We start from the raw sequence: 23,155 nt of genomic DNA, 5'->3' as shown, positions 1-23,155 counted from the left end.
GTACAGTTGGCGATAGAAGAAGGCCGCCATGCTCCGAACCCGCTTCGCCCCCAGCCCCAACGGCCTACTGCACCTGGGCCATGCCTATGCCGCGGTGATCGCGCATGATCTGGCGCGGGCGCGCGGGGGTGAGTTTCTGGTGCGGATCGAGGACATCGACGGCACGCGCAGCCGGCGCGAGCTGGTTCCCGAGATCCTCGCCGACCTTGAATGGCTGGGACTGGGCTGGGACGGGCCGGTGGTGTTCCAGACCGAGCGGATTGCCGACTATGCCGTGGCGGCCGAACGGCTGATGGCCATGGGGCTGCTCTATCCCTGCACCTGCAGCCGCGCCGATGTGGCGGCGCGCGCGCTGGACATGGGTCCTGACGGGCCGATCTATCCCGGCACCTGCCGGGGCAAAACCGCCCTGCCAGGCGATCCGGTGGCCTGGCGGATCGACATGGCCCGGGCCAGCGACCTGGCCGGGCCGCTGTGGTGGGAAGACGAGCTGGCCGGGCGCCAGCTGGCCGGGCCCGAAGCCTTCGGCGACGTCATAGTGCTGCGCAAGGAAGCGCCGGCCAGCTATCACCTGGCGGCAACGCTTGACGATGCCAATGACGGGGTGTCGCTGGTGACGCGCGGGATGGACCTGTTTCGCGCCAGCCACGTCCACCGCCTGCTGCAGGCGCTGCTCGACCTGCCGGTGCCGACCTGGCACCACCATGGCCTGCTGCTTGACGAGGCCGGGCGCAAGCTCGCCAAGCGGCGTGGATCATCAGCGCTGGCCGACCTGCGCCGCGCCGGTGAGGACGGGCTGGCGCTGGCCCAGGCGCTGCGCGAGCACCGCTTCCTCGCTGGCATTTCGCTTTCCACCGGCGTAGGAGTGGCGCCATGAGCTATATCCTGATCCCGATCGCGGTGGTGCTGATGGTGATGACCGTCATCACCCTGGTGCGCGGCATCGCCGCCTTCCTGCAATCGACCCGCGAGGATCTGGACCGGCCCGAAGGCAGTGGTCCCAGCGCGATGCAGCTCAGGCAGAACCACCTGATGTTCCGCCGGATCCTGTTCCAGGCCGCCGCGATCCTGGTGGTTGCGCTGCTGATGTTCGCGAACAAGCAGTAACGTGGTCAAACTCAACAAGATCTACACCCGCACTGGCGATGACGGGACGACCGGGCTGGTCGATGGCTCGCGCCTGCCCAAGCATGCCGCGCGGATGGAAGCGATCGGCGCGGTCGATGAAGCAAATTCGGCGCTGGGGCTATGCTCTGTCGAGCTGGCGCAGAGCGATCACGCCGACCTGCTGATGCGCATCCAGAACGACCTGTTCGACCTGGGCGCCGATCTTGCCACCCCGGGCGAGGACTTTGCCCCCGGAGAGATGACTTTGCGGATGGTGCCGGGCCAGACCGACTGGCTGGAGCAGGCGATCGATCGTCTCAACGCCGACATGGCGCCGCTGACCAGCTTCATCCTGCCCGGCGGGAGCGAGGCGGCAGCGCGGGTCCACGTGGCGCGGGCAAGCGTCCGCCGGGCCGAGCGCTGCGCGGTGGCGCTGGCCGGGGCCGAACCGGTCAATCCGGCGGCGCTGGCCTATCTTAACCGGCTATCCGACCTGCTGTTCGTGCTGGCCCGCGCGATCAACGGCAAGGGCACGGCTGACGTGCTCTGGGTGCCGGGGCAAAACCGCTAGCCATCGCGGGCATTCGCCGCTAACCAGCCGCCTTTGCTGCACATGCGAAGGGGCCTGAGAATGCGGACAGTGGCGGTTATCGGCGCGGGACAGATGGGTTCGGGGATCGCCCAGACGGTCGCCCAGCATGGCATCAAGGTGCTGCTCTCGGACGTCGAACTGGCGCTGGCCGAAAAGGCCGTTGCCGGGATCGACAAGGCGCTGGCCCGGCTGGTCAGCCGCGACAAGATCACGCCCGACGAAGCGAGTGCCGCGCTCGCCCGGATCACCCCGGTGGCCGACTATGCGCCGATGGCCGAAGCCGACCTGATCATCGAGGCCGCGACCGAGCGCGAGGAGATCAAGCGCAAGATCTTCGAGGCGGCCGGCAAGGTGCTGCGCGAGGATGCAATCATGGCCTCCAACACCAGCTCGATCCCGATCACCCGCATGGCGACCAGCTCGCCCGATCCCAAGCGCTTCATCGGCCTGCACTTTTTCAACCCGGTCCCGGTGATGGGGCTGATCGAGGTGATCCCCGGCCTGGCCACCGCCAAGGAAACCACCGCGCGCACCCGGATGTTCGCCGAAAGCCTGGGCAAGCAGGTGGTCATGGCCGAGGACGAACCCGGCTTCGTGGTCAACCGCATCCTGCTGCCGATGATCAACGAGGCGGTCTTCGTGCTGGGCCAGGGCACTGCCAACATCGCCGATATCGACAAGGGCTGCCGGCTGGGGCTCAACCACCCGATGGGCCCGCTTGAGCTGGCCGATTTCGTCGGGCTCGACACCTGCCTCGATATCGTCCGCGTGCTTTACAACACCACCGGTGACAGCAAGTACCGCCCGGCCCCGCTGCTGGTTAAATATGTCGAAGCCGGCTGGCTGGGCCGCAAGGCCGGTCGCGGGTTCTACGACTATTCGGGCGACGCGCCGGTCCCGACGCGCTGACGTCTGACTGACAACGCCGGCCCGGTGTTGCCTATTTCCTAGCAGACGCTAACCACCCCGGCGATGACCTCGCTGTTCAGCCTTGCCCGATCGCGCCTGGCGCTTGGCACCATGGCGGGATTCTATGGGCTGGGCGTGCAGTTGCTGGTCCAGCTGGTCTCGGTCCCGGTGCTGGTCCACAACTGGGGCGTGGCAGGGTATGGCGCCTGGGTCATGCTGTTCAGCGTGCCCTCGCTGCTGGCCATGGCCGATCTGGGGCTGACCACCGCCGGTTCGAACGCGATGACCGCCGCAGTCGCCCAGGGCGACCGGGACCGCGCCGCGCGGATCCACATGGCGCTGCGGGTGATCACCGCGCTGACCGGGCTGATCCTGCTAGGCCTGGCCGCGCTGTTCATCTTCGTGACCAACCCGCAAGCGCTCGATTTCGGGGGGGCCATGCCGCAGGCCGTTGCCCAGCCGACCGCGCTGCTGCTGTGCCTCTATGGCTTCCTGGCGCTGGTCAACGGAGTCACCCTGGGCGCCTTCCGCGCCGCCGATGCCTTTGCCTCCAGCGGGATGATCTACCAGACGGTGATCCTGTGCGAGGCGGCGGTGGCGCTGGGGCTGGCCATGCTGGGCGGCGGACCGGTCGAAGTCGCTGCGGCCTATCTCGGCACGCGGCTGGCAGGCACGCTGGTAATGACCTTTGCAGTGCACCGAATCGCGCCGTGGCTCAGCCAGGGCGGCTGGTCGCTTGATCTTGCTGAGCTGCGCGCATTGCTGCGCCCGGCGCTGGCCGCGCTGGTCTTGCCGGGGGCCTATGCCGTGGCGATCCAGGGGTCGGTCATGGCGATCGGCGCCATGGCGGGACCTGCGGCAGTGCCGGCCTTTTCGGTGGTCCGCACGCTCAGCCGCACTGCGCTGCAGTTTGCGTTCCGCTTCAACGTCGCCTCAATGCCGCGTTACACGGTTCACGTGGCCCAGAGCAATTGGGCGCGGGCCAGCCAGCTGGTGGTGCTCAACCTGGCACTGGCCGCCGTGCTGGTGGTACCCGCGGCGGTGGGACTGATCGCCTTTGGCCGGCCGTTCATCGCCTTGTGGACCGGATCGCTGCTGGTGCCTTCATGGTCGCTGCTGATTGCCATGGCGCTGGCCATGCTGGCCAATGGGGCCTGGGTGCCGCTGTCGAACCTGGTCATGACGATCAACCGGCACGGCCTGTTCGCCTACCATTTCCTGGCTGCTGCAGTGGCCGCAGTTGCGCTGGGCGCGGTGCTGGCGCACAGCCATGGCGCACTGGGCATGGCCTGGGCACTGCTGGCGATGGAGCTGATGATGATCCTGCGCACCTGGCAGGTGGCCCGCCAGCTGGGCATGCTTGACCGCAGCGAACTGGCCGCCGCCGCCCACGGCCTGATTGCAGAGTTGCGCGCGCGGCGAACTTCCCTAAAGAATCGAACCCCATGAAGGCCGTGATCCTCTGCGGCGGGCAGGGCACCCGCATCCGCGATGTCGCCGACGACATCCCCAAACCGATGATCCGGATCGGCGATCGCCCGATCCTGTGGCATATCATGCGCACCTATGGCGCGGCCGGGATTGCCGACTTCGTGCTGTGCCTTGGTTACAAGAGCTGGGCGATCAAGGAATACTTCCTCAACCTGCGCGCGCAGCTGTCGGACCTGACGATCAGCCCGGGGCGCCCTGGCGAGGTCGATTACGGCACCGCCCGGTTCCCCGAGGCCGACTGGCGGATCGTGCTGGCCGAAACCGGCCTGGCCAGCCAGACCGGCGCGCGGCTGTGGCGGGTGCGCGATTACCTGGCCGGCGAGGATACGTTCTGCCTGACCTATGGCGATGGCGTGGCCGACCTCGATGTCGCCAAGGTGGTCGAATTCCACCGCAGCCACGGCAAGCTGGCCACTGTCACCGGCGTCCACCCGCCGGGACGGTTCGGGGTGATGACCGTCGATGGCCGGCAGGTCACCAGCTTTTCCGAAAAGCCGCAGGCCGGCGAGGGGCTGATCAACGGCGGCTATTTCGTCTTTTCAGGGCGGGTGTTCGACTATCTCGATGATGATCCCGGGCTGATCCTTGAACAGCAGCCGCTGCAACGCCTTGCCGCCGATGGCCAGCTGATGCTCTATGAACATCACGGCTTCTGGCAGCCGATGGATACCTATCGCGAATGGCGCCTGCTCAACGATCTGTGGGACGGCGGAACCGCGCCGTGGCAGCGCTAGGGCCCGCCAATGTTCGCTGAAGTCTATCGCGGCAAACGCGTCTTCGTGACCGGGCATACCGGGTTCAAGGGATCGTGGCTGGGGCTGTGGCTTGAGCAGCTGGGCGCGCAGGTCCACGGCTATTCACTGGCTCCGCCAACCACGCCCAGCCTGTTCGACCAGGCCGGGGTGGCCAGCGCGCTGAACCATACGATCGGCGATGTCCGCGATGGCGCGGCACTGCGCGAAGCGCTCAGGGCGGCGGACCCGCAGTTCATCTTTCACCTTGCCGCGCAGCCCCTGGTGATCGACAGCTATGCCGATCCCGCCGGAACCTTTGCCACCAATGTCACCGGTTCGATTGAACTGATGGAAGCGATCCGCGCCTGCGGCACGCGCGCCGTGGTGGTCATGGTCACCACCGACAAGGTCTATCTCAACCGCGAATGGGAACACGCCTATCGCGAGGATGATCCGCTGGGCGGGCACGATCCCTACAGCGCCAGCAAGGCGGCGATGGAAGTGGCCGTGGCCAGCTGGCGCGACAGCTTCTTTACTCCGGCCAAAGTGGCCGAACACGGGGTACGGATCGCCACCGCCCGCGCCGGCAACGTGATCGGCGGGGGTGACTGGTCGGCCAACCGGCTGGTCCCCGATCTGGTTCGCGCGCTGGCCGGCAACGGCCCGCCCAGTCTGCGTAACCCGGGATCGCTGCGGCCCTGGCAACATGTGCTGGAGCCGCTGGCCGGGTACCTTTGGCTGGGTGCAAGGCTGGCTGCGGCAGGCGGCGAGCGCTTTGCCCAGGGCTGGAATTTCGGCCCGGCCCCCACCGACGTGCGCTGCGTGGGCGACCTGGCCGACGAATTGCTGGGCCAGTTCGGCCGCCCCGGCTGGACCGATGCGACCCGCGCCGATGCCCCGCACGAAGCCGGTCTGCTGCGTCTGGCGATCGACAAGGCGGTGGGTCAGCTTGGCTGGCAGCCGGTCTGGTCCTTTGCCGAAACCGTTGCCCGCACCGCCGGGTGGTACCGCGCGGTGAGCGATGATCCGGCTGCGGCGCGGGCGGCCTGTCTGGCCGATCTCGATCATTACTGCGCGCAGGCCGCCGCGCTGCGCCTGCCGTTTGCGGCGTGAACGCCCGTTCTGCCTTGCTTGATGCCGAAGCCGCCGTGCCCTTTGCCGGGCAGCGGGTCCTGCTGACCGGGGCCAGCGGCTTTCTGGGCAGGCAGGTCGCGCGCCAGGCATTGGCCGCCGGGACCGTTCTGCACGTTCTGGGTCGTAGTCCCGCGGCACCCGGTGCTCAGCATCACCAGGCCGATCTGGCCGATCGCGCGGCGGTGGCGCGGGCCGTGGCCGCAGCAAACCCGCAGGCGGTGATCCACTGTGCCGCGCCGGGTGTGGCCTATGGTTCGGCCAGCCTGCCCGATATGCTGGCCGTGGCGGTGGGCGGGACCGAGGCCCTGCTGGATGCCTGCACCGCGCTGGCGGTGCCGCCGCGCGTGGTGCTGGTCGGTTCGGGTTTCGAATATGCCGCCAGCGATCACCCGGTGGGCGAAGACTGGCCGATCGTGCCGGCCGGCAGCCACTATGGCGCGGCCAAGGCGGCGGCGGCCTGCGTGGCCGGGGCCTTTGCCGATCGGCTGCCGCTGGTGCTGCTGCGTCCCTTCCATATCTATGGCGCGGGCGAGGCGGCGCGGCGGCTGGGGCCGTTCCTGATCGCCAAAGCCCGCGCGGGCGAACCGGTCGATCTGACCGCCTGCGAACAGCAGCGCGACTTCCTGCATGTCGATGATTGCGCGGCGATGCTGTGGGCGGCGCTGGCCGAACGCGGCGATGCGCCGGGCCTGGAACTCTGCAATCTCGGTTCGGGGCAGCCGATCGCGCTGCACCAGTTCATCGAGGCGCTGACCGCCGAGCTGGGCCGCCACGGGCTCGCGGCGCAATGCCGGATCGGTGCCTTGCCCTATCGTGCCAATGAACCGATGGTCAGCCTGCCCGACCTGTCGCGCTGGCAGGCGAAGGGCCTGCGCCGGGCACGGGTTTCGCTGGCGCAAGGGGTGGCCGATCTTGTCACGGCGGAGCTTGCCGCATGAACCTGATCGATCAAGTGCAGTTCCTGCCGCGCCGGCTGATCGCCGATGAGCGCGGCTGGTTTCTGAAAGTGCTCGATGGCGGTGAGGCCGGGCTGCCGGGCCATGTCGGTGAGGTTTACCTGACCATGGCCGTGCCGGGGCAGGCGCGCGGCAACCACTATCACCCCAAATGTGCCGAGTGGTTTACCATTGTGGTTGGCAAAGCGCTACTCATGGTGGCTGATCCGGTTAGTGGCGAACGCGCCGAATGGTGGCTTGATGCAGCGCAGCCGCAGACCGTCTATATGCCCGCCGGGCTGGCGCATGTCTTCGTCAATCCGGGCGATGCCGCCGGCGACTTCGTGCTGGCAGCCTATGCCGCCGATCGCTACGATCCGGCCGATACCGTGCCATTTGCCGTTTCGGCATGAGCGCGCCGCTGATCTCGATCGCGCTGCCGGTGCGCAACGGGGCCAATTACCTGGCTGCGGCACTCGATTCGATCCTGGCGCAGAGCCATGCCGATTTCGAACTGCACGTGTCGGACAATGCTTCGGATGACCAGACGCCCGCGATCCTTGCAGCCTATGCCGCGCGCGATCCGCGCATTCGCGTTTCGCGCTGCGCCGAACTGATCCCGCAAGCTGCCAATGTGAACCGTGCGGTGCGGCTGACCGCCAGCCCGTGGGTCAAACTGTTCTGCCATGATGACCTGATGGAAGTGGACTGCCTGGCCCGGCTCGCTGCGGCGATCGGCGATCTGGCTGGCAGCAAGGTCGGGCTGATCGGCAATGGCGAACGGCACCTGTTCGACAACGGCTATCTGACCGATGTTCCCGCCGATGAAGAACTGTTGCAATTGTCCGGGCCCGACATGATCGCGCGCAAGCTGTGGGATGTGCGCCGGGCGGTGCTGTTCCCGGCGCTGACGACCGCAACCGTGCGGCGCGATGCCTTTGAGGCGGCCGGCGGATTTGATCCGCGCTATCTCTATTTTGATCTGTTCTGCTGGCTGGAACTGCTGACGCGCTACGACTACGCGGTTGTCAAGGCGCCGCTGACCCGCAACCGGATCCACGCCGGGCAGGTCGCGGTCCAGGCCCGCGCCAGCCTGCGCGAATTGCGCGATTTTCAGGGCTATCTGCCTGCATTCGTGGCCCGGCACGGGGCTGAACTCGGGATCGGCGGCAAGGCCCGCGTCCGGTTGCGCCTGATCCCGGCAGCGCTGGGCGCGCGGGCGATTGCCGGCGATCTGGTGGCCGGTCGGATCGGACGGGCGCTTTCCACCGCAGGCAAGGTTCCGCTGATCTACTGGCCGGTCCTGCCGCCGCTGGTGCTGCGCGCCTGGCGGCAGGAACGGATCCGTCTGGCCCGGCTTGAACGCGAAGTGCCGCGCGAAGTGCTCTATCCCGCTTGAGCGGTAAAGAGTGCCGCCAGTCGGGGTGCGGAGTGACTGTCGTCTATCTTTTGAAGGGCCTTGATGAGACCGCTCAGTCGCGCTCGATGGCTTGATGTGAACAGCAACCGCGCGGTCGGGATCCGCACCGCCGCCAGGGCATAGAGCGCGGCGATCCGGGCGGTCAGCGGATCACCCTCGATCATCCCCGCTGCCCGTTCCAAGCCATTGGCAAAGCTGGTGTTTTGCTCAGCAAGCGCCAGCCCGGTCTTGACCAGCGAATGGAGCCGCAGCGGCCGTTCGGCCGGAATCTCGCCCGTTCCCAGCAACCACTGCGGATCGGGCGCGCACTGCGCTACCCGGCCAGCGGTAAAGCATTGATCCAGAGCGCTATTCCAGCAGGCCAGCGAGGCGTATCCGGTCACCCATTGCCCGCCAAGCCGCGCCAGGTCCGCCAACACCTGCGCGGTGACTTCATCCGCAGTTATATCATGGAGCAGCAGCAGGTCGATCCGGCCAAGCTTTTCCTGTGATATTTCAAGAGATTGAGCCATAAAACGGGCAGAGAAGTCATTGCCGGACGGCTGTTTGAGCTGTTCGGGCGGCAGACTGCCTGCTGGCTCGTTCGCCCCCGTAATCAACCGCTTGATCTTGCGGGCAAAACTGCGCAGCATGGCGTGATCGGGGCGATGCGATCCCACCTTGGTCGCGACCTCGACTCCCGGGTACCCAACCAGCGCCGATCCAACAACATCCTCGGCAGTCCCGATCCCGTAGGATGGTGCGGTATCGACCGCACAAATTCCTGAATCAAAAGCGCTTTTAACCAGATCAACAGACTCGCGCGCGCTGGCGCCACCAGCGATCCGGGCGGTCCCCAGCACCAGGCGCGGAATAATCATTGCCGCACAACCCTTTGCAAATGCTCGGCCAGGCGCACCGACAGCGCTAACGCGGTCAAAGTCGGGTTGGCAAAGCTGCCCGAGGGAAAGGCCGCTGCACCAAGGACATAGAGGTTGCGCGTGCCGAAAACCTTGAGCTGGGAATCGACCACGCCCTGTTCGGCACTCTCGGCCATCCGCGCCCCGCCCATCTGGTGATAGGCATCGTGCGCTTCCTTAAGGAACTCAGGATCTTCTTCCAGGATCCGCGGGTCGATTTCGAGATCCCCCAGCCTTTCGCGCGCGAGGTAGTCACGCACTGCCTCGCAAAACAGCCGCACCCCGCGCATTTCTGCCGCTCCATCCAGTGCCCAGTGCAGGACCAGCCGCTCCGGATCGGCGGGATCGAGCGAGATTCGGCTCGCCCTGCAGACCACCTGCTCGATCTCGATCCCAAGGAAGGCCTGGCCACCAAGAAGGCTTGGCCCACGGCGCTTGACCAGATAGCGCCAGGTAAGCGGGCCAAGCATCGCAAGTGTCTGAAAAACACCGAGATGTGCGGCCGCACTGCCACTGCGGCGCGCAAGTCCGACAAGGTCACGCAGCAGCTCGCGCAGGCCCAGTGGAGGCAGCACCATCGCGGCAACATTCGGGACTGCAGCTTCGTTCTGCAACTGCTCGGAAAGCTTGAGCTTTACCGTGAACTTGTGGCCGGAACGGAACACTGCATCGCTGATGTTGCCCAGCCGCGCCTGGTCGAGCTTCCCGATGGTTCCGCCGATCGCATGAAGGTGGTCGATAAACCATTGTCCGACATGTGCTTTTCCTTCAATCGAGCAATCGTCGCGCTGCGCCAGTCGCAGCAAGGTTCCCACCAGTTCAAAGGTTCCGTTCGCCAGCACCACTGCGCCGGGTCTGATCTGGCCGCGCTCTCCCTGATTCGAACGTACCTGCACGGCGGCGTATTCACCGGGTTCGCGAACCACGAAGTCGACCGCACGGTGTCCGGTAAGCACGGTTAGTCCGGGCAATTCGGCAAGTTCACGTGCAAACAATTGGGCGAAATCGGGTTGGGGCAACCATGCGGCAATTGCCAGTTCCAGCGCCGAATCGAGCTGCGGCCCGATCCCGCTCGCGCTTCGGTGCACAGCCGCACCATTCTGAAGCTCGGGTGGAATACGGAGCAATGCCAAGGCCTTGGCCGTAGCCTCTCGCAATTGATCAGCGGTGATCGGCCAACCCGGCTTGCCGCGATAGGTTTCCGCCGCAAGATCGTTCGCGCCGAACGCCATCAACTGCCCGCCCCACAGCCGCGTGGTGCCGCCCAGCGCTTTCATTCGCCCGCCCAGAAGGCCGATATGCGGCAGGCCGCTGGAACTGGCCGCATTGGCCGGGCGATAGTCAACCGGCGGCCGGGCCGGCCCGCCTTCGATCACAGTCACAGTCAGTCCGCTGCGCGCCAACTGGACCGCCAGGGCGATACCCACGGCCCCGGCGCCAACAATCGCAACAGCTGGCGTCAGTGCCGCTTCGGGCAGTTGCCCAAATCGTTCGACGATCACAGTCCTAGCTCCGCCAAGAGTCGGGCGATGTTTGCGCGGTAGGCCGCGAACGAATAGCGCTGTGCTTCGGCCCTGGCCTGGGCGCGCCAGGCATCCACAGCAGGGCGATCATCGATCGCCTGCAGCATGGCTTGATACAGACCTTCGGTTGAAGGCTGGTCGAGCATCAGTCCTGTCTGCGCAGTCGCGCCATTGCCGGCCGCTTGGGTCTGGATCACCCCCATACCGCTGGCCAGAGCCTCGATCAGGGAGAGTGCTGATCCTTCGAAATAACTCGGGAAAACCAGCACATGGTGCGCGGCCATGATCGCCGGGATCTCGGCACGCGGAACCGTCGGGATCCAGGTGACGCGATCGGCATGGGGCGCAAACGCTTCACGCGGCACCCGCATTTCGCCGACCAGCGTCAGACTGGCCGCGCTGGCCGGAATTCGTGCGAAGGCTTCGAGCAGATGATGGATGCCCTTGCGTGGATTGATCTGACCGATGAACAGGAACCGAAGTGGTTCGCCAGGCTTGAGCGGTTCCGCAATCGGCTGGTTGGCAAACAGCGCTTCGTCATAACAATAGGGCAACACCCGGACTTTGGGGGCTACCTGCGGCCCGCCCCAGTCGCGCACTGACTGGGCGCAATATTCGCTGCCGCACAAGATCGTGTCGGCCAGATCATATTCGTGCTGATCGCGTTCGATCAGCGCTTCTGGAAAGTGGCGATCGGTCGGCACGAACCATTCGCGGTGAGTCTTGGCAACTTCGGCCATCAACTGATTGTAGGACCGGTAGTCACCGATCGTACGGTCGAGGATCAGTGGACGTTCAGCGGCCTTCCCGGCTTCGAACGCCTGTAGCGAGCTGGCATTGTAACCCCACAACGCATAGGGTGTTGCCGAGCCGATCTCGCCTGCAATCCGTGCCGCAAACCTGCGGTTACCCCAGACATCAAGCCAGCGAGCCAGGCTGCGTGAGCCGGCCCGCGCCGCGATCCGTTCGAACCATTCGACAAGACCAGCGGTGCGCACCAGCCCTGGATCGAGTCCTTGGTGCCGAAAGCGCGAGAACTCCCGACCCAGTCGCCGCCCGACGGGGCCCGGCAGACGATCGAGCAAATAGGGCAGACTATCGGGTTTGTAGAAGATCGAGGTGGAATACCACTCAAGCCGCCCAAGCTGCTGCAAGGCGTAGGCAGTCTGCCAGCTGTGCTGCGTGCCCGGATGAAAAACTGCGACTTGCATTGTTTCGATAGCCGGCTTGCTACTCCGGGCCGACAGCTATCTCCACCCCAAAATCCGCCAGATTCGGTAGGAATTCATCTTCAAGCCAATGAAAAACCTTGAAAATGCCATATTGATTATTCTATTTTCCTACATGTAACCATTTAGGTTATTTGATCGGTTCCCGATTCACAAGGAACCGCCGATGCCCACTCCAATCCAGAATCCTGCCGGCTACGCCGTGACCCGTGCAGTCGCCTATGCCGATGTCGATGGAAGCATGTTGCCTGTAACGGCAGCCACTCCCCTGCCCGTGACTTTCGGCAATCCGTCAGCCACCGCCCTTGCTGGAACCGCCAACGCGACATCAGTCGTCGGCCCATACCAGCCGGCGCTGGGCCGTCCGGTGATGCTGGTGCTGACCGGCACTTGGTCCGGTTCGGTGAAGGTCACACGCTCCACCGATGGCGGGGCGACGCGACAGCCGCTGACCATTGCGGGTAACGCCTGGGGCCAGTACACCGGCAATGTCTGTGAGGCCGTCTGGGACGAGAGCGAAAGCGCCGCGCGCCTCTATCTCGACATCACACTCTCATCAGGTAGCGTCAGCTACAGGGTGGCACAATGAGCACCGACGTGATCGCCCGTGGCATGGCCGCCGCCCAAGCACGCACGCCCAACACCCAGGCACTGATCGCGGCGATCCGCAACAATGCCTTCTTCCCCCAACCCAACTATCGTTGCCCCGCCAACGATCTTGCAACGATCACCGTGCCGAGCGGAGGAGCCGTTTCTACCATCAACGGTGTCGCCGCATCGAGCGCCAATGTTTCGCTGGGCAACTCCGCAAAGCTGACTTTTCTGAGCGGCACCGCCAACAAGGGGGTCAATGCAGACTACTACGCGCGCGGCGCCTGGTATTCCGGCAACCGATCATGGGCCTATGTGGCTTACGAATTCCTGCACACCGGCAGCCAGTTCGAAGTGACGATGGCCTGTCACACGCTGCAGGCCGGCACCAATTTCAGAGTCCTGGTCAACGATCGGATCGCGGGGACCGCCAGCATCACCACCGATGGTGCTTGGCGCCAGATCAAAGTGGCATTCCCGGTCTCTGCTTCGCGGCGGGTTCGGGTTGAGGTTTGCGGAGCCGGACACAAGGGCCTCAACGTCGCCTCGACCGGCGAGGTCACCGCCTCCAATCGCAACTACCCGCTTGTGACCCTGGTAGGTGACAGCTTTCCCGAAGGAACCGGCGCTACGCATTGGGATGGTCAGGGCGTTGCGACCTTGCGCGCCCTGGGCATGAACCCGGCCAACGCTTCGGTTGGCGGCACCGGCATACTCAACCCCGGGACCGGGGGACGGGTAAACTGGCAGGATGCCAACCGCCTGGCCGACCTCGCCCTCAATGGCTGGACCGACCAGATCACCTCGGCCAACCCCAATGTGAGCATGGGCGTGGTGATGATGTCGATCAACGACAACGTATCTTCGGCAATGTGGGGTGGTGCGGCATCGCTGCAGGAAGCGGTCAACAAGGGCATGTGGACTCTGATCGACCACTGGGCCGCGCAGCGTCCGGGCAAGCCGCTGGTGGTTTTTGGCCCAACCTATGCCGGCTCAACTGCCATTCCGCTTGAACTCTACCGGATCCGGGATGCTGGCCAGGAGGCCTGTGTCGGCGCGGCAAACGCGAATGTGTGGTTCGTCGATCGCTTTGGTCCAGGCCCGATTCTGCGGTCGGGGACCAGCACGGTCACGACCGATCAGGCCTACAACTACACCATCGGCGGTGGCGATCCGACCCACCCGAATCAGGCCGGGCACAACCTCGACGCGCTGTGGATGACCCAGCAGCTTCGCCGGCTGATCCTGACCGAATTCGCCTGATCCCCTTTTGCAGATCTGGAGCAAACCCCGATATGGCCGATTTCCTGTTTACAGACATTGCGCTGCAGAACATTCGCAGCGGTACAGACATTATCCAGACTAGCGGCCGGGACACGCTGGGCATCGCGCCCAGCCGCTATGTCTCGGACAGCCTGGCTACCGCCTCGCTGATGGCCGCGCACCCGCGCTTTGTCGCGCGTTCAAGCAATGGCCGATATTGGCGCGCGCTGCCTGAAGGAGGGCGGATCCCGGTCGAAGTCGGAGGTGCCAAAGGCAACGGCATGGTCGACGACGGCCCCGCGATCCGAGCAACGCTGGCCTATGCTGCGGCGATCGGTGCGCGCGGAGCGCGCGGAGCGCGATTTGAATCGGCACATTACCGGGTTGAATACATCCCCCCCAGCGAAGCCATTGCGCAAGGGACCCCGCCTATCCAGATGGTCGCAGCCAATGCGCTCGTTCAAGACCACAGCGGTGCCAGCTTCACGCGACAAAACGGTGGACGCGGGATTGTCTATCACCCGGAGAATCTTGGCCCGATCATAGACTTGCCGTTGGGTCAGGATGTTACGGCCGGTTCGCGCAGCGTTACACTGGCAAGTGGTCTTGGGACCCAGCTTGCCCCGGGCGATACTGTGCTGTGGCAGCTGGGCGAGCTTCCCTATGACCTGCCCGAAACGCTCAACTGGTCGTTTGCGACGGTCGTATCGGTGACTGGCGATCAGATCGGACTAGACCGGCCCATTCCGGAGGGCCTGACGCTGGCCAGCGTGTCCGGCACCTGCAAGCGCCTGCGCAAACTGCCTGTGTTGCGCGACTGGGCGCTGCGCAACCTGGTGATCGAGGGTCCGGCCGAAGACGGCGTCTCGCTTTATTGCGCCGAACGCGTAAGAATTGAGAATGTTGGTGGCCGCAATATCGGTGCCGGCACCATTGTTGCGCAGTATTGCGACGGACTGACGATTGAGGACTGCTGGCAGGATGGATGTCTGACGACCCAGCCCAGCTTCGGCGCCGCCTTCTCGTTTGCCGAAACCCGCAACACGGTCTTGCTCCGCCCCCGCGCCCGCGCCACGCTGGGCCTGATAAAGGCTGAAGCCGGGGCTCACGTTACCGTAATCGGCGGCATGTTCGAAAACACCATGACCGACAGTCAGGGGCAATCGCTGGGGGTTGGCGTGGTGGTGATCAACGCGCAGGGCCGTGCCAGCCTCACCTTGCATGATCTGACCATTACCGGGTTCGGCGGCTATCGCCTGATGGAAGTCAGCAATGGATTGGCCCACTATGATGGCTTCGCCCAGTTCAGTGGCACCCTGCGACTGATCCATCCGACTGCACCCTACAGCATACCACTGAAGGCCATCACCGGATTGCTTGATCTCACGATTGGCGGCGTGCGCGAGGTCTACAATTTCGAACGGTTGCGTCACTGGCGCAAACGCTTCGTGCTGCGCGACGGGGAGTATCGCTATGTTTACGGACCTGCCGGCTTGCTGGCCCGGGCACGCGGCTATGTCACGCCTGGCGTAACGGTTGGCACGGGCAGCCAGCTGCACGCCTTTTATCTGGGCCGCAAGGACGCAAACGGCGCAAACTATGCCGATGCCCTGCAGCCCGGCAAGGACATCACCATCCGTACCTATGCCGGCGATGTTGGCGGCGCACAGTGGCTGTTTCGCAACCAGCCGTTTCAGGTACTCTGCGCCACGGCCGCCAATGCCGGGCTCAACGCCGCAAACGAGTTTGTCGAGCTGGAATGCTGGTTCGCCGAGCAGTCCGAGCTGGACGTGACGCTGAGCGAGGACGCGGTCCGCAGCGCCGGGGTTGAGCAGGATCCGCTTGAAGCGGTCTTCCCAGCCTATGACCTGCCTGCCATTGCGGCCGGCGCGACTATCAGCGTGATCTTGCCGATCCCGGACATGCTGGCCAGCGATTTCATCGATTCTGTTCGCTTTCTGGGAGGGTTCGCCGGATTGGAGCTTCGCAGCGCGGAACCGCAGGCCGGCGGCGCCAGGCTGGTCATCGCCAATCCGACTGGGACCACGATCGATCGATCGGCGACCGAACTGGGTATTGCCTTCCATCACGAAGTGGCCGGCAAATAATCCGCCTTCCCGCCGCGCTCGCATGCCGCTATGCCGCCAACGCGCTGCGGCGCGGATCGGGGAGCATTCTTCAGGACTATGGCGACGACCAGGACAAGGCGGGTTGCGTTGCTTTTCGCGCAGTTCTCGGCCTATCACATCGATCGTTGCCAGGCCGTGGCGCGACGCCTTGATGGCCGGGCCGAAGTCTTGGCGGTCGAGGTCGCAACGCGCTCTGCAACCTATGCCTGGGAAGCCTCGGGCGAGGTTGCCGGCGCCCGCAAGATCACCCTTTTCCCGGGTTCGTCCTATGACGACGTGTTCTGGCTGCGGCGGCTGTGGCGCCAGTTCAGAACGCTCTGGCGCTGCGATGAAGTGCTGATCGGGATCGGTTACAACGAACCCGATATCATCATTCTGTCCTGGCTGCTCAATCTGCTGGGCGTCAGGGTCATCCTGCTCAGCGAATCCAAGTTCGACGACAAACCGCGCTGGATCTTCAAGGAGCTGATTAAGGCACTGGTGCTGGCCCCCTATGCCGCCGCGATTGTCGGGGCGCACCGCCACATCGCCTATTTCCGCTTTCTGGGCTTTCGCAAGCGTCCCGTTCTTCCGGGATACGACACGGTCGGGCTGGAGCGCGTGCGGGCAAAGGGTGGCGAGCTGGCACCCGGCGGCCCGCATTTCAGCCAACGCAATTTCATCTTTGTCGGGCGCTTCGTCGACAAAAAGAACCTGGTCGAACTGGTTGAAGGCTTCGCGATCTATGCCAAGGCGGCTGGCGGCAAGGCCCGGCGACTGGTCTTGATCGGTTCGGGGGTGGAAGAGCCGGCAATCCGCACCACCGCTGTGGCGCTTGGCGTATTGGCGCTGATCGACTTTCCGGGGTTTCTGGCGGCGGAAGAAGTCGCTGGCCAGCTGGGCGGGGGCCTGGCACTGGTCTTGCCCAGCCGCGAAGAGCAATGGGGACTGGTGGTCAACGAGGCGCTGGCTTTTGGCCTGCCCGCCATCATCTCATCCGCAGTAGGTTCAGGCGATCTGCTCGTTCGCAATATGGTCAACGGTTTCGTGATTGAAAACAGCTCACCCGAAGGGCTGGCTCAGGCCATGCACGCGCTGGCCGAAGACGAGGTGCTTTGGACGCGGATGGTCGAAGCTTCGCATCAGCGCGCCTGGCTGGGCGATACCGGGCGCCTTGCCGATGCGGTCGAACTGCTGATCTTCCCTGGCAGCGACGAAATAGCCCAAAAAGTCCATGCGACACGGCAATTTCTGGCTTGCCCGCCGGACCAGCGCTAGGCATGGATCGGGCCTGATCCAACCTCCAGTGAACGGCGTACCCAGACCATGACCACACCCGCCCGGCCCATGCGCTATTCGACCAAGAAGCGGGTCCTGGTAACCGGCGGCGCTGGTTTCATCGGCTCGCACCTGTGCGCGCGGCTGCTGGAAAATGGCGACCAGGTGCTGTGCGTGGACAATTTCTTCACCGGCACCCGCGGCAACGTGGCAGCGCTGATGGGCCACCCCGAATTCGAGCTGCTGCGTCACGATGTGACGATCCCGCTGTTCGTCGAAGTGGACGAGGTTTACAACCTCGCCTGCCCGGCATCGCCGGTGCATTACCAGTTCGACCCGGTACAGACGACCAAGACCAGCGTGGTTGGCGCGGTCAATATGCTGGGCCTGGCCAAGCGCCTCAAGGTGCCGATCCTCCAGGCTTCGACCAGCGAGGTCTATGGCGACCCGGCAGTCCATCCGCAGACCGAGGACTATTGGGGCAATGTCAACCCGATCGGGCCGCGCAGCTGCTATGACGAAGGCAAGCGCTGTGCCGAGACGCTGTTCTTCGACTATCACCGCCAGAGCAATGTCGCGATCAAGGTGGCGCGGATCTTCAACACCTATGGCCCGCACATGCACCCCAACGACGGACGTGTGGTTTCGAATTTCATCGTCCAGGCGCTGCGCGGCGAAGACATCACGATCTATGGCGATGGCAAGCAGACCCGTTCGTTCTGCTATGTCGACGATCTGGTGCGCGGACTGATGGCGCTGATGGCGACGCCCGACACGGTCACCGGTCCGATCAATCTTGGCAATCCTGGCGAATTCACCATGCTCGAACTGGCCGAAGCGGTGATCGAGCTGACCGGCAGCGAGTCACAAGTAGTGTTCCGCCCGCTGCCGCAGGACGATCCGCGCCAGCGCCAGCCCGACATTACCCGTGCGCGCGATACCCTGGGCTGGGATGTATCCGTGCCGCTGCGCGAAGGTCTGGTGAAAACAATCGACTATTTCCGCAGCCTGCTCAGCGCAAACTGAACACCGCGGCCAGTCTATCGGTCTGCCCTGTCGCCGAAATCGACATCCCGGATATGGCCTGGCCGCTGGGAATTGCTCGGCGGGCGCTTAGCGTAGTCTCCAAAGATACCGGTCAGATAGGCGTGGCAGTCTGCCGGAACCGGCAGCTGCGTCGATCCAAACGGCACCAGTTGCGGCGGCACCAGCGCGGCCCGAGCAATCCGGGTCTTCCAGGCAAAGCGGATCCCGTACATGTTGAATGATACACAGGTGTCAGACTTGGCTGCGGGCGGCAGGCGGTAAGCCCAGCCGGACATCGCGGCCAGCGCCCGCATCGGCACCAGCGGCCGGATCGCCAGTGCGGCCAAACGCAAGCGACGGAACAGCGGCGACGTTGCGTTCATGGCCGCCTCGCGGCTGAATGACAGCATGAACAGGTTACAGGCCAGCAAGATTCCGTACTGAACCTTGCGCCAGAGCGGATTGCGCGGCAGCGCATCGAACGGGAAAATGTCGATGAAGATGCCCTGGTGGAATTGCGGGCCCAATGCGGTCGATTCATCCACCCGGGTTCCATCCAGGCGAAGCTTGGCGAAAGCAAACGGGTATCCGGGGGTGGTTCGCCAGCTTTGCAGCGTGACTCCGGGGATTGGATCGTTGGCCAGTGCTTCGATCAGCGTGTCATAGTCTTCGCGCAGCAAGCCGATGTCGATATCATCGTCCCAGGCGATGATCCCGCCATCACGCCAGGCACCCAAGGCAGAACCCGCGACCAGGAAGGGCTGCAGGTCCCGCTTGCGGCAATAGTCAGTCAGTTGAACGGCCAGATCCTGCTGCACTTGTTGCAAGCGCCGCAGCTTCTCACTGGGCTGGCCATCAAGATAAGCTACCACGGTTGGGCGACGATCCGGGCGACATGGGCATCGTCGTTACGATACTTGGCCATTCCGCGCCCTTCGGCCTGCCAGCTGGTCTTCAATCCGTTTTCGGCAAGCCGCGCGACAAAGGCTGCCGGATCGACATAGCGGCGATAATGCGCACCGGTTTCCTTGGCTCCGGCGGCATCCTGCGTGGTTCGGAACTCCACCGCCAGCACCCCGCCGGTCTGCCCGAGCACCTTGCCGATCCGTTCAAGGATCCGAACTTCGGTTTCATCATCGACTGCGTGGAAGAAGAAACGCGAATAGATCAGCACCGGTCCTGCGAGCCAGTCAGCCAGCATGGCCAGTCCATCGCCATCGGCCGCACCCTGTTCAAACCGCGCACGGGCCTGGCTTTGCGGGTCACTGCCGGCCAGGCGTTCACGGCAAACCTCGATCGCATCGGCCGAACGATCCAGTCCGCCCAGCCGGTAGCCCTGCCGGGCAAGGAACAGCCCATCGCGGCCATTACCGCAACCCAGGTCGATGACGCCGGCCACCGGCGGCAGCACGCCTGTGGCCAGCTCGTTGGCCACGAACAGTGCAAACTGCGAAGGCAGTTCAGGAACCTGGCCCTGGCGATAATAGCCGTCCCAGTACGACGTCGAACCTTGACTGGTGCTGATTTTTTCCATTGATCCGATTGCTTGCGACCACGGCCTTCCGGAACTTTCCTTCCAGCCAATTCCAAACCCTGCAGTGGCGACAAGCACGCGGTGCCGACGGACCAGGCCGCTGCGAGGCCTTCTTGTGTTTTCAGGGCTATAGGTAAAGCCCGGGTCCAGCACAAGCTGGCCGACGAGAATTTGCTCCAGCTTGCCATGTTTCCGCGCACCTGCCAAAGCGCTTGCGAACTGCGTTTGCTGGGTTCGGAGGGTTAGCCGTGTATTTGGTGGTGCTGTTTGCTTCGGCCCTGCTGTTCGGCGCGATCACCTTCGCCTTCGTCAACAGCCGCTATTTCAGCGTATTTCATCCCTTTACGATCTACCTGCTGTTCCACGGACTGGTCTTCGTGGTCAGGCCCTTCCTGTCATACTGGCTGGATTACAGTGAGATCTACCGCGCCTTTCGGTTCACGCCTTCGCTGTCCGACAAGATTACGGTCATCATCGCTACCAATTTGGGCCTGCTGGCATTCGCGTTCTTCTGCTTTCGGCAAGGCGCAGTTGAAATGCGGTTCCGCAAGGAACCCGCGCTAGATGACGAGCGCAACCGGATGGCGCGAGTCTTTCCCTTGGTTCTGGCCATTTGCGGTCCGCTCGCGATCTGGTCGCTGGCCACGCACTATTCGGCCGCAGCCGATTTCAACACCCTGTCGGGGATGGGGCGCGACAAGGCCACGGGGGTGATCTACAACACCCGCAGCAGCGGATACTTCACCGAAGCACAGATGATGCTGGTACCCTTGACCGCACTGTCGGCCTGGCTGTTCCGCTTTCGCCTGATCGCACTGGCTCCGCTGGCCATCTTCGTAGCAGCGCGGGCCGGGACCGGCGGACGCGGCCCGTTCATTTCGGCGCTTTTCGCAACCGCGCTGCTTTATCTCTTCCAGCAGCGTCGCCGCTTCCCCTCACTCCAGGTCAGCGCGCTATTCGCCGGCGCCGCACTCTTGTTTGCCACGGTCGGTGACGACCGCGGGCAGGCAATCCGGGTCTTTTTTGGCGAAGAGTCCGACTATCGCAAACAGGGCTCCGACCGGCTGAAGTTCATGGAGGGGATGGATTTCGCCAATCTCGAATTCTTCGAATATATCGTCTACGTCGTGCCGCAGCGCAGCCAAACCTATGGCTATTTCAACGATATCCTGCAGGTGTTTACCGAACCGGTGCCGCGCGTGTTGTGGCCGGGCAAGCCCTTTGGTGCCCCGTTCGAACGCTTCTCGCTGTTCGACTATGGCTATCCGGTCGGGGCAACACGTTCATTGCCGGGGAATGGCTGGTATGCGCTGGGCTGGCTCGGCGTGGTGATCACCTGCGCGGCGTGGGGCTATGTCCTGGGCCTGATCTACCGACGATTTGCGCTTGGGCCGCAGCGCCCGATCCATGTCGCGGGGTACATGATATTCCTGGCGACCCTGATCGTCGCCTACCGCGATGGATCTCCGGTCACGGTATTCCGCCAGGGCATCTTCTTCGCTGCGCCGGTCCTGCTTTGGTATTTCCTCTATGCCCGCCGTAATCCGAAGCGGAAAGCCAGCCCACAACGGCTGGCCGGGCGTGCCCTGGCGGCTCCGACAGCGCCTGGCCTGCCCCCGGCGGTCGCACGGCGCCGGGCCATGCTGGGTACGATCGATCACGGCGCCCGCCCGAAATGAGATCGGCTGCGGCGGATGCCCGTCCCCATCGAACTGCATTCCTGGTGCTGGCTCATGACGATCCGGCCCTGCTCAACCGGCTGGCGGATCGACTGGCCCCCAATGACCTGTTCCTGCACCTTGATCGCCGCTCGGCGATCACCCCCGGCGATCTTGCCGGGCTTGATCGGGTCAATCTGGTAGCCGATCCGATTGCCACCTACTGGGCCGACTTCAGCCTGGTTGAAGCAACCTTGCGGCTGATCGAAGCCGCGCTGAAGGCCGGCCAATACGATCATCTGGTGCTGATTTCGGGGCATTGCTATCCGATCAGGCCGGTCAGCGAACTTGCCGCGATGCTGGCGGCACACCCCCGGGGAAACTTCCTCCAGCTGGTTGAAATCCGCGCGAATTCGTTCCTGTATGGCCGGATTGCACGGCATTGGCGCAATCGCCCGCTGGCGCCCGCAGCGCTGTATCGCAGCGCGCTCTACCCGGCCAGGCTGGATGATCTGGCGGTCAGGGCGATCAACAAGCTGTCCGGCTGGCGGCATCGCGATTTCGCCCGCGAGATCGACCCCAGCGTGCCCTGCTATGGCAGTCAATGGTGGGCGATAACCTGCGACGCTGCAAGGGAACTGCTCGAAGGCGAAACCGCGCAGCGCCTGAAGCGGCCCTTTCGCTCAACCTTTGCGCCCGACGAGACCTATATCCAGACCGTTCTGGGAACGGTGCTGGACCGCGGCGCAATCATCGGGCCAGACGCAGACCTGGGATACCGTACCGTCCTTGACGCGCCCTTGCACCATGTCGCCGCCGATGACGGGCGCTGGATCCAGGACAATGCCAAAACCCGGGCAGAGCTGGCCGACAGCGGCAAGTTCTTCACCCGCAAGATCAAATCAAATCAGACGGAACTGCTGGATTGGATCGATTCCAATCTGCTTGATATCGGGAACGCAAAATGACTGCCTATCCAGTGAGCTGGCACTCCAAATACGGTGAAATGACCTTCAGATCGGCGGAGGTCATCCTGGCCCGCCTGCGGCAACTGCGCGCGTTCGACTCCTTCCTCGAAGTCGGCTGCGGCAATGCCCATTGGTCGAGCGCGGCGATGAAACTGGGCTGCAGCCGGGTCCACGCTGTCGATGGCCCATGGAACAAACCCGAAGAACTGCTGATTCCGCGCGAATGCTATGAGACCCGGCGCATCGACGAGCAGTTTTCGGTCGAAGGGACGTTCGATCTCGCGGTGTGCCTGGAAGTGGCCGAACACGTTGATCAGAAACATGCCATGACGCTGGTCAGCGCGCTGACCGGGGCATCCGATCTGGTGCTGTTCGCGGCTGCGATCCCGCACCAGGGCGGCTATGGCCATATCAACGAGCAATGGCCGAGCTGGTGGGCCGAAAAGTTCATGCTGAAGGGCTTCGTCCCGTTCGACATCGTGCGGCCGTTTGCCTGGGGCGATGATCGGCTGCATTACTGGTACCGGCAGAACACCGTGCTCTACGTCCGTCAGGACAGTACCGAGAAGCTGCACGACGAGCTTGGCCGGTTCGTCAACTGGAGCGCCGACGGGATCGTGCGCGATCTCGTCCATCCCGAAAAGTACAATGCCTTTGCCGAACACGATCAGGTTTCGCTGGGCAAGCTGGCCGCCAAGCTGCCCCGCCACATCTGGGGGAGAGCCAAAAGCCTCCTGCCGCTGGGCAAGTAGGCGC

23 protein-coding genes are annotated in these 23,155 nt (G+C 64.2%); 18 read left to right on the top strand and 5 right to left on the bottom strand.

Going from position 1 to position 23,155, the window contains the following annotated elements; translation table 11 throughout:
- Positions 1 to 28 precede the first annotated feature (28 nt).
- From gluQRS to IT549_RS15810, 10 genes are all read left to right on the top strand, one after another.
- The gene (gene gluQRS, locus IT549_RS15855) at positions 29 to 877 is read left to right on the top strand and encodes a tRNA glutamyl-Q(34) synthetase GluQRS (protein ID WP_292974604.1); all 849 of its coding nucleotides are present in this window, start codon (positions 29 to 31) and stop codon (positions 875 to 877) included.
- Entirely contained in the window at positions 874 to 1,107 is a 234-nt protein-coding gene (locus IT549_RS15850; protein WP_292974603.1) for an HIG1 domain-containing protein, read from the top strand. Before gluQRS ends, IT549_RS15850 begins: the two co-directional genes overlap by 4 nt.
- Before the next feature lies 1 nt (position 1,108).
- Positions 1,109 to 1,678: a cob(I)yrinic acid a,c-diamide adenosyltransferase gene (locus tag IT549_RS15845; protein WP_292974602.1), complete on the top strand. Its 570-nt coding sequence runs from the start codon at positions 1,109 to 1,111 to the stop codon at positions 1,676 to 1,678.
- 60 nt (positions 1,679 to 1,738) lie between these two features.
- Positions 1,739 to 2,608, top strand: coding sequence for a 3-hydroxyacyl-CoA dehydrogenase NAD-binding domain-containing protein (locus IT549_RS15840; RefSeq protein WP_292974601.1), 870 nt, complete (start codon positions 1,739 to 1,741; stop codon positions 2,606 to 2,608).
- 63 nt (positions 2,609 to 2,671) lie between these two features.
- A complete protein-coding gene (locus IT549_RS15835; protein ID WP_292974600.1) occupies positions 2,672 to 4,057 on the top strand; it encodes a hypothetical protein in 1,386 nt (461 codons plus the stop codon).
- Complete coding sequence (gene rfbF / locus IT549_RS15830; protein ID WP_292974599.1) at positions 4,054 to 4,833, top strand: glucose-1-phosphate cytidylyltransferase; 780 nt, start codon at positions 4,054 to 4,056, stop codon at positions 4,831 to 4,833. Before IT549_RS15835 ends, rfbF begins: the two co-directional genes overlap by 4 nt.
- A 9-nt stretch (positions 4,834 to 4,842) precedes the next feature.
- On the top strand, positions 4,843 to 5,946 hold the full coding sequence (gene rfbG, locus IT549_RS15825; protein ID WP_292974598.1) for a CDP-glucose 4,6-dehydratase: 1,104 nt from the start codon (positions 4,843 to 4,845) through the stop codon (positions 5,944 to 5,946).
- Complete coding sequence (locus tag IT549_RS15820; RefSeq protein WP_292974597.1) at positions 5,943 to 6,905, top strand: NAD(P)-dependent oxidoreductase; 963 nt, start codon at positions 5,943 to 5,945, stop codon at positions 6,903 to 6,905. Before rfbG ends, IT549_RS15820 begins: the two co-directional genes overlap by 4 nt.
- Entirely contained in the window at positions 6,902 to 7,315 is a 414-nt protein-coding gene (locus IT549_RS15815; RefSeq protein WP_292974596.1) for a WxcM-like domain-containing protein, read from the top strand. The genes IT549_RS15820 and IT549_RS15815 overlap by 4 nt, the downstream gene beginning before the upstream one ends.
- On the top strand, positions 7,312 to 8,301 hold the full coding sequence (locus IT549_RS15810) for a glycosyltransferase family A protein (protein ID WP_292974595.1): 990 nt from the start codon (positions 7,312 to 7,314) through the stop codon (positions 8,299 to 8,301). The genes IT549_RS15815 and IT549_RS15810 overlap by 4 nt, the downstream gene beginning before the upstream one ends.
- Here IT549_RS15810 and IT549_RS15805 read toward each other — a convergent pair.
- From IT549_RS15805 to IT549_RS15795, 3 genes are read right to left on the bottom strand one after another with little or no spacing between them, the layout of a single operon-like run.
- On the bottom strand, positions 8,289 to 9,182 hold the full coding sequence (locus IT549_RS15805) for an aldo/keto reductase (protein WP_292974594.1): 894 nt from the start codon (positions 9,180 to 9,182) through the stop codon (positions 8,289 to 8,291). The genes IT549_RS15810 and IT549_RS15805 overlap by 13 nt on opposite strands.
- Positions 9,179 to 10,723: an FAD-dependent oxidoreductase gene (locus tag IT549_RS15800; RefSeq protein ID WP_292974593.1), complete on the bottom strand. Its 1,545-nt coding sequence runs from the start codon at positions 10,721 to 10,723 to the stop codon at positions 9,179 to 9,181. Before IT549_RS15800 ends, IT549_RS15805 begins: the two co-directional genes overlap by 4 nt.
- Complete coding sequence (locus IT549_RS15795) at positions 10,720 to 11,955, bottom strand: glycosyltransferase family 4 protein (RefSeq protein WP_292974592.1); 1,236 nt, start codon at positions 11,953 to 11,955, stop codon at positions 10,720 to 10,722. Before IT549_RS15795 ends, IT549_RS15800 begins: the two co-directional genes overlap by 4 nt.
- A gap of 184 nt (positions 11,956 to 12,139) precedes the next feature.
- Between IT549_RS15795 and IT549_RS15790 the strand changes: the two genes are divergently transcribed.
- The 5 genes from IT549_RS15790 (at position 12,140) to IT549_RS15770 (ending at position 18,239) form a co-directional block, all read left to right on the top strand.
- On the top strand, positions 12,140 to 12,562 hold the full coding sequence (locus tag IT549_RS15790; protein ID WP_292974591.1) for a hypothetical protein: 423 nt from the start codon (positions 12,140 to 12,142) through the stop codon (positions 12,560 to 12,562).
- Positions 12,559 to 13,827 (top strand): GDSL-type esterase/lipase family protein, encoded by a 1,269-nt coding sequence (locus IT549_RS15785; protein ID WP_292974590.1) that lies wholly within the window; start codon positions 12,559 to 12,561, stop codon positions 13,825 to 13,827. The genes IT549_RS15790 and IT549_RS15785 overlap by 4 nt, the downstream gene beginning before the upstream one ends.
- A gap of 32 nt (positions 13,828 to 13,859) precedes the next feature.
- Positions 13,860 to 15,935 carry a hypothetical protein gene (locus IT549_RS15780; RefSeq protein WP_292974589.1) on the top strand — a complete coding sequence of 692 codons (2,076 nt, stop codon included), beginning with the start codon at positions 13,860 to 13,862 and terminating at the stop codon, positions 15,933 to 15,935.
- A 108-nt stretch (positions 15,936 to 16,043) separates the two neighbouring features.
- Positions 16,044 to 17,213 (top strand): glycosyltransferase, encoded by a 1,170-nt coding sequence (locus tag IT549_RS15775; RefSeq protein WP_292974588.1) that lies wholly within the window; start codon positions 16,044 to 16,046, stop codon positions 17,211 to 17,213.
- 48 nt (positions 17,214 to 17,261) lie between these two features.
- A complete protein-coding gene (locus IT549_RS15770) occupies positions 17,262 to 18,239 on the top strand; it encodes a UDP-glucuronic acid decarboxylase family protein (RefSeq protein WP_292974587.1) in 978 nt (325 codons plus the stop codon).
- A gap of 14 nt (positions 18,240 to 18,253) precedes the next feature.
- Here the strand turns inward: IT549_RS15770 and IT549_RS15765 are convergent, their stop codons facing one another.
- Together IT549_RS15765 and IT549_RS15760 are read right to left on the bottom strand one after the other, a co-directional pair.
- Positions 18,254 to 19,111: a LicD family protein gene (locus tag IT549_RS15765; protein WP_292974586.1), complete on the bottom strand. Its 858-nt coding sequence runs from the start codon at positions 19,109 to 19,111 to the stop codon at positions 18,254 to 18,256.
- The gene (locus IT549_RS15760; RefSeq protein WP_292974585.1) at positions 19,105 to 19,773 is read right to left on the bottom strand and encodes a class I SAM-dependent methyltransferase; all 669 of its coding nucleotides are present in this window, start codon (positions 19,771 to 19,773) and stop codon (positions 19,105 to 19,107) included. Before IT549_RS15760 ends, IT549_RS15765 begins: the two co-directional genes overlap by 7 nt.
- Before the next feature lie 248 nt (positions 19,774 to 20,021).
- Between IT549_RS15760 and IT549_RS15755 the strand changes: the two genes are divergently transcribed.
- The 3 genes from IT549_RS15755 to IT549_RS15745 are packed head-to-tail and all read left to right on the top strand — an operon-like array spanning position 20,022 to position 23,151.
- Complete coding sequence (locus IT549_RS15755) at positions 20,022 to 21,452, top strand: O-antigen polysaccharide polymerase Wzy (protein ID WP_292974584.1); 1,431 nt, start codon at positions 20,022 to 20,024, stop codon at positions 21,450 to 21,452.
- Positions 21,449 to 22,399, top strand: a complete 951-nt coding sequence (locus IT549_RS15750; protein WP_292974583.1) for a beta-1,6-N-acetylglucosaminyltransferase — start codon at positions 21,449 to 21,451, stop codon at positions 22,397 to 22,399. Before IT549_RS15755 ends, IT549_RS15750 begins: the two co-directional genes overlap by 4 nt.
- Positions 22,396 to 23,151, top strand: coding sequence for a methyltransferase domain-containing protein (locus IT549_RS15745; protein ID WP_292974582.1), 756 nt, complete (start codon positions 22,396 to 22,398; stop codon positions 23,149 to 23,151). Before IT549_RS15750 ends, IT549_RS15745 begins: the two co-directional genes overlap by 4 nt.
- The last annotated feature ends 4 nt before the right edge of the window (positions 23,152 to 23,155 follow it).

The sequence above is a fragment of the Novosphingobium sp. genome (assembly GCF_020852455.1).
Taxonomy (GTDB): domain Bacteria; phylum Pseudomonadota; class Alphaproteobacteria; order Sphingomonadales; family Sphingomonadaceae; genus Novosphingobium.
The sequence above is the reverse complement of the archived record's forward strand: the minus strand, read 5'-3'. Positions and strand labels throughout refer to the sequence as shown.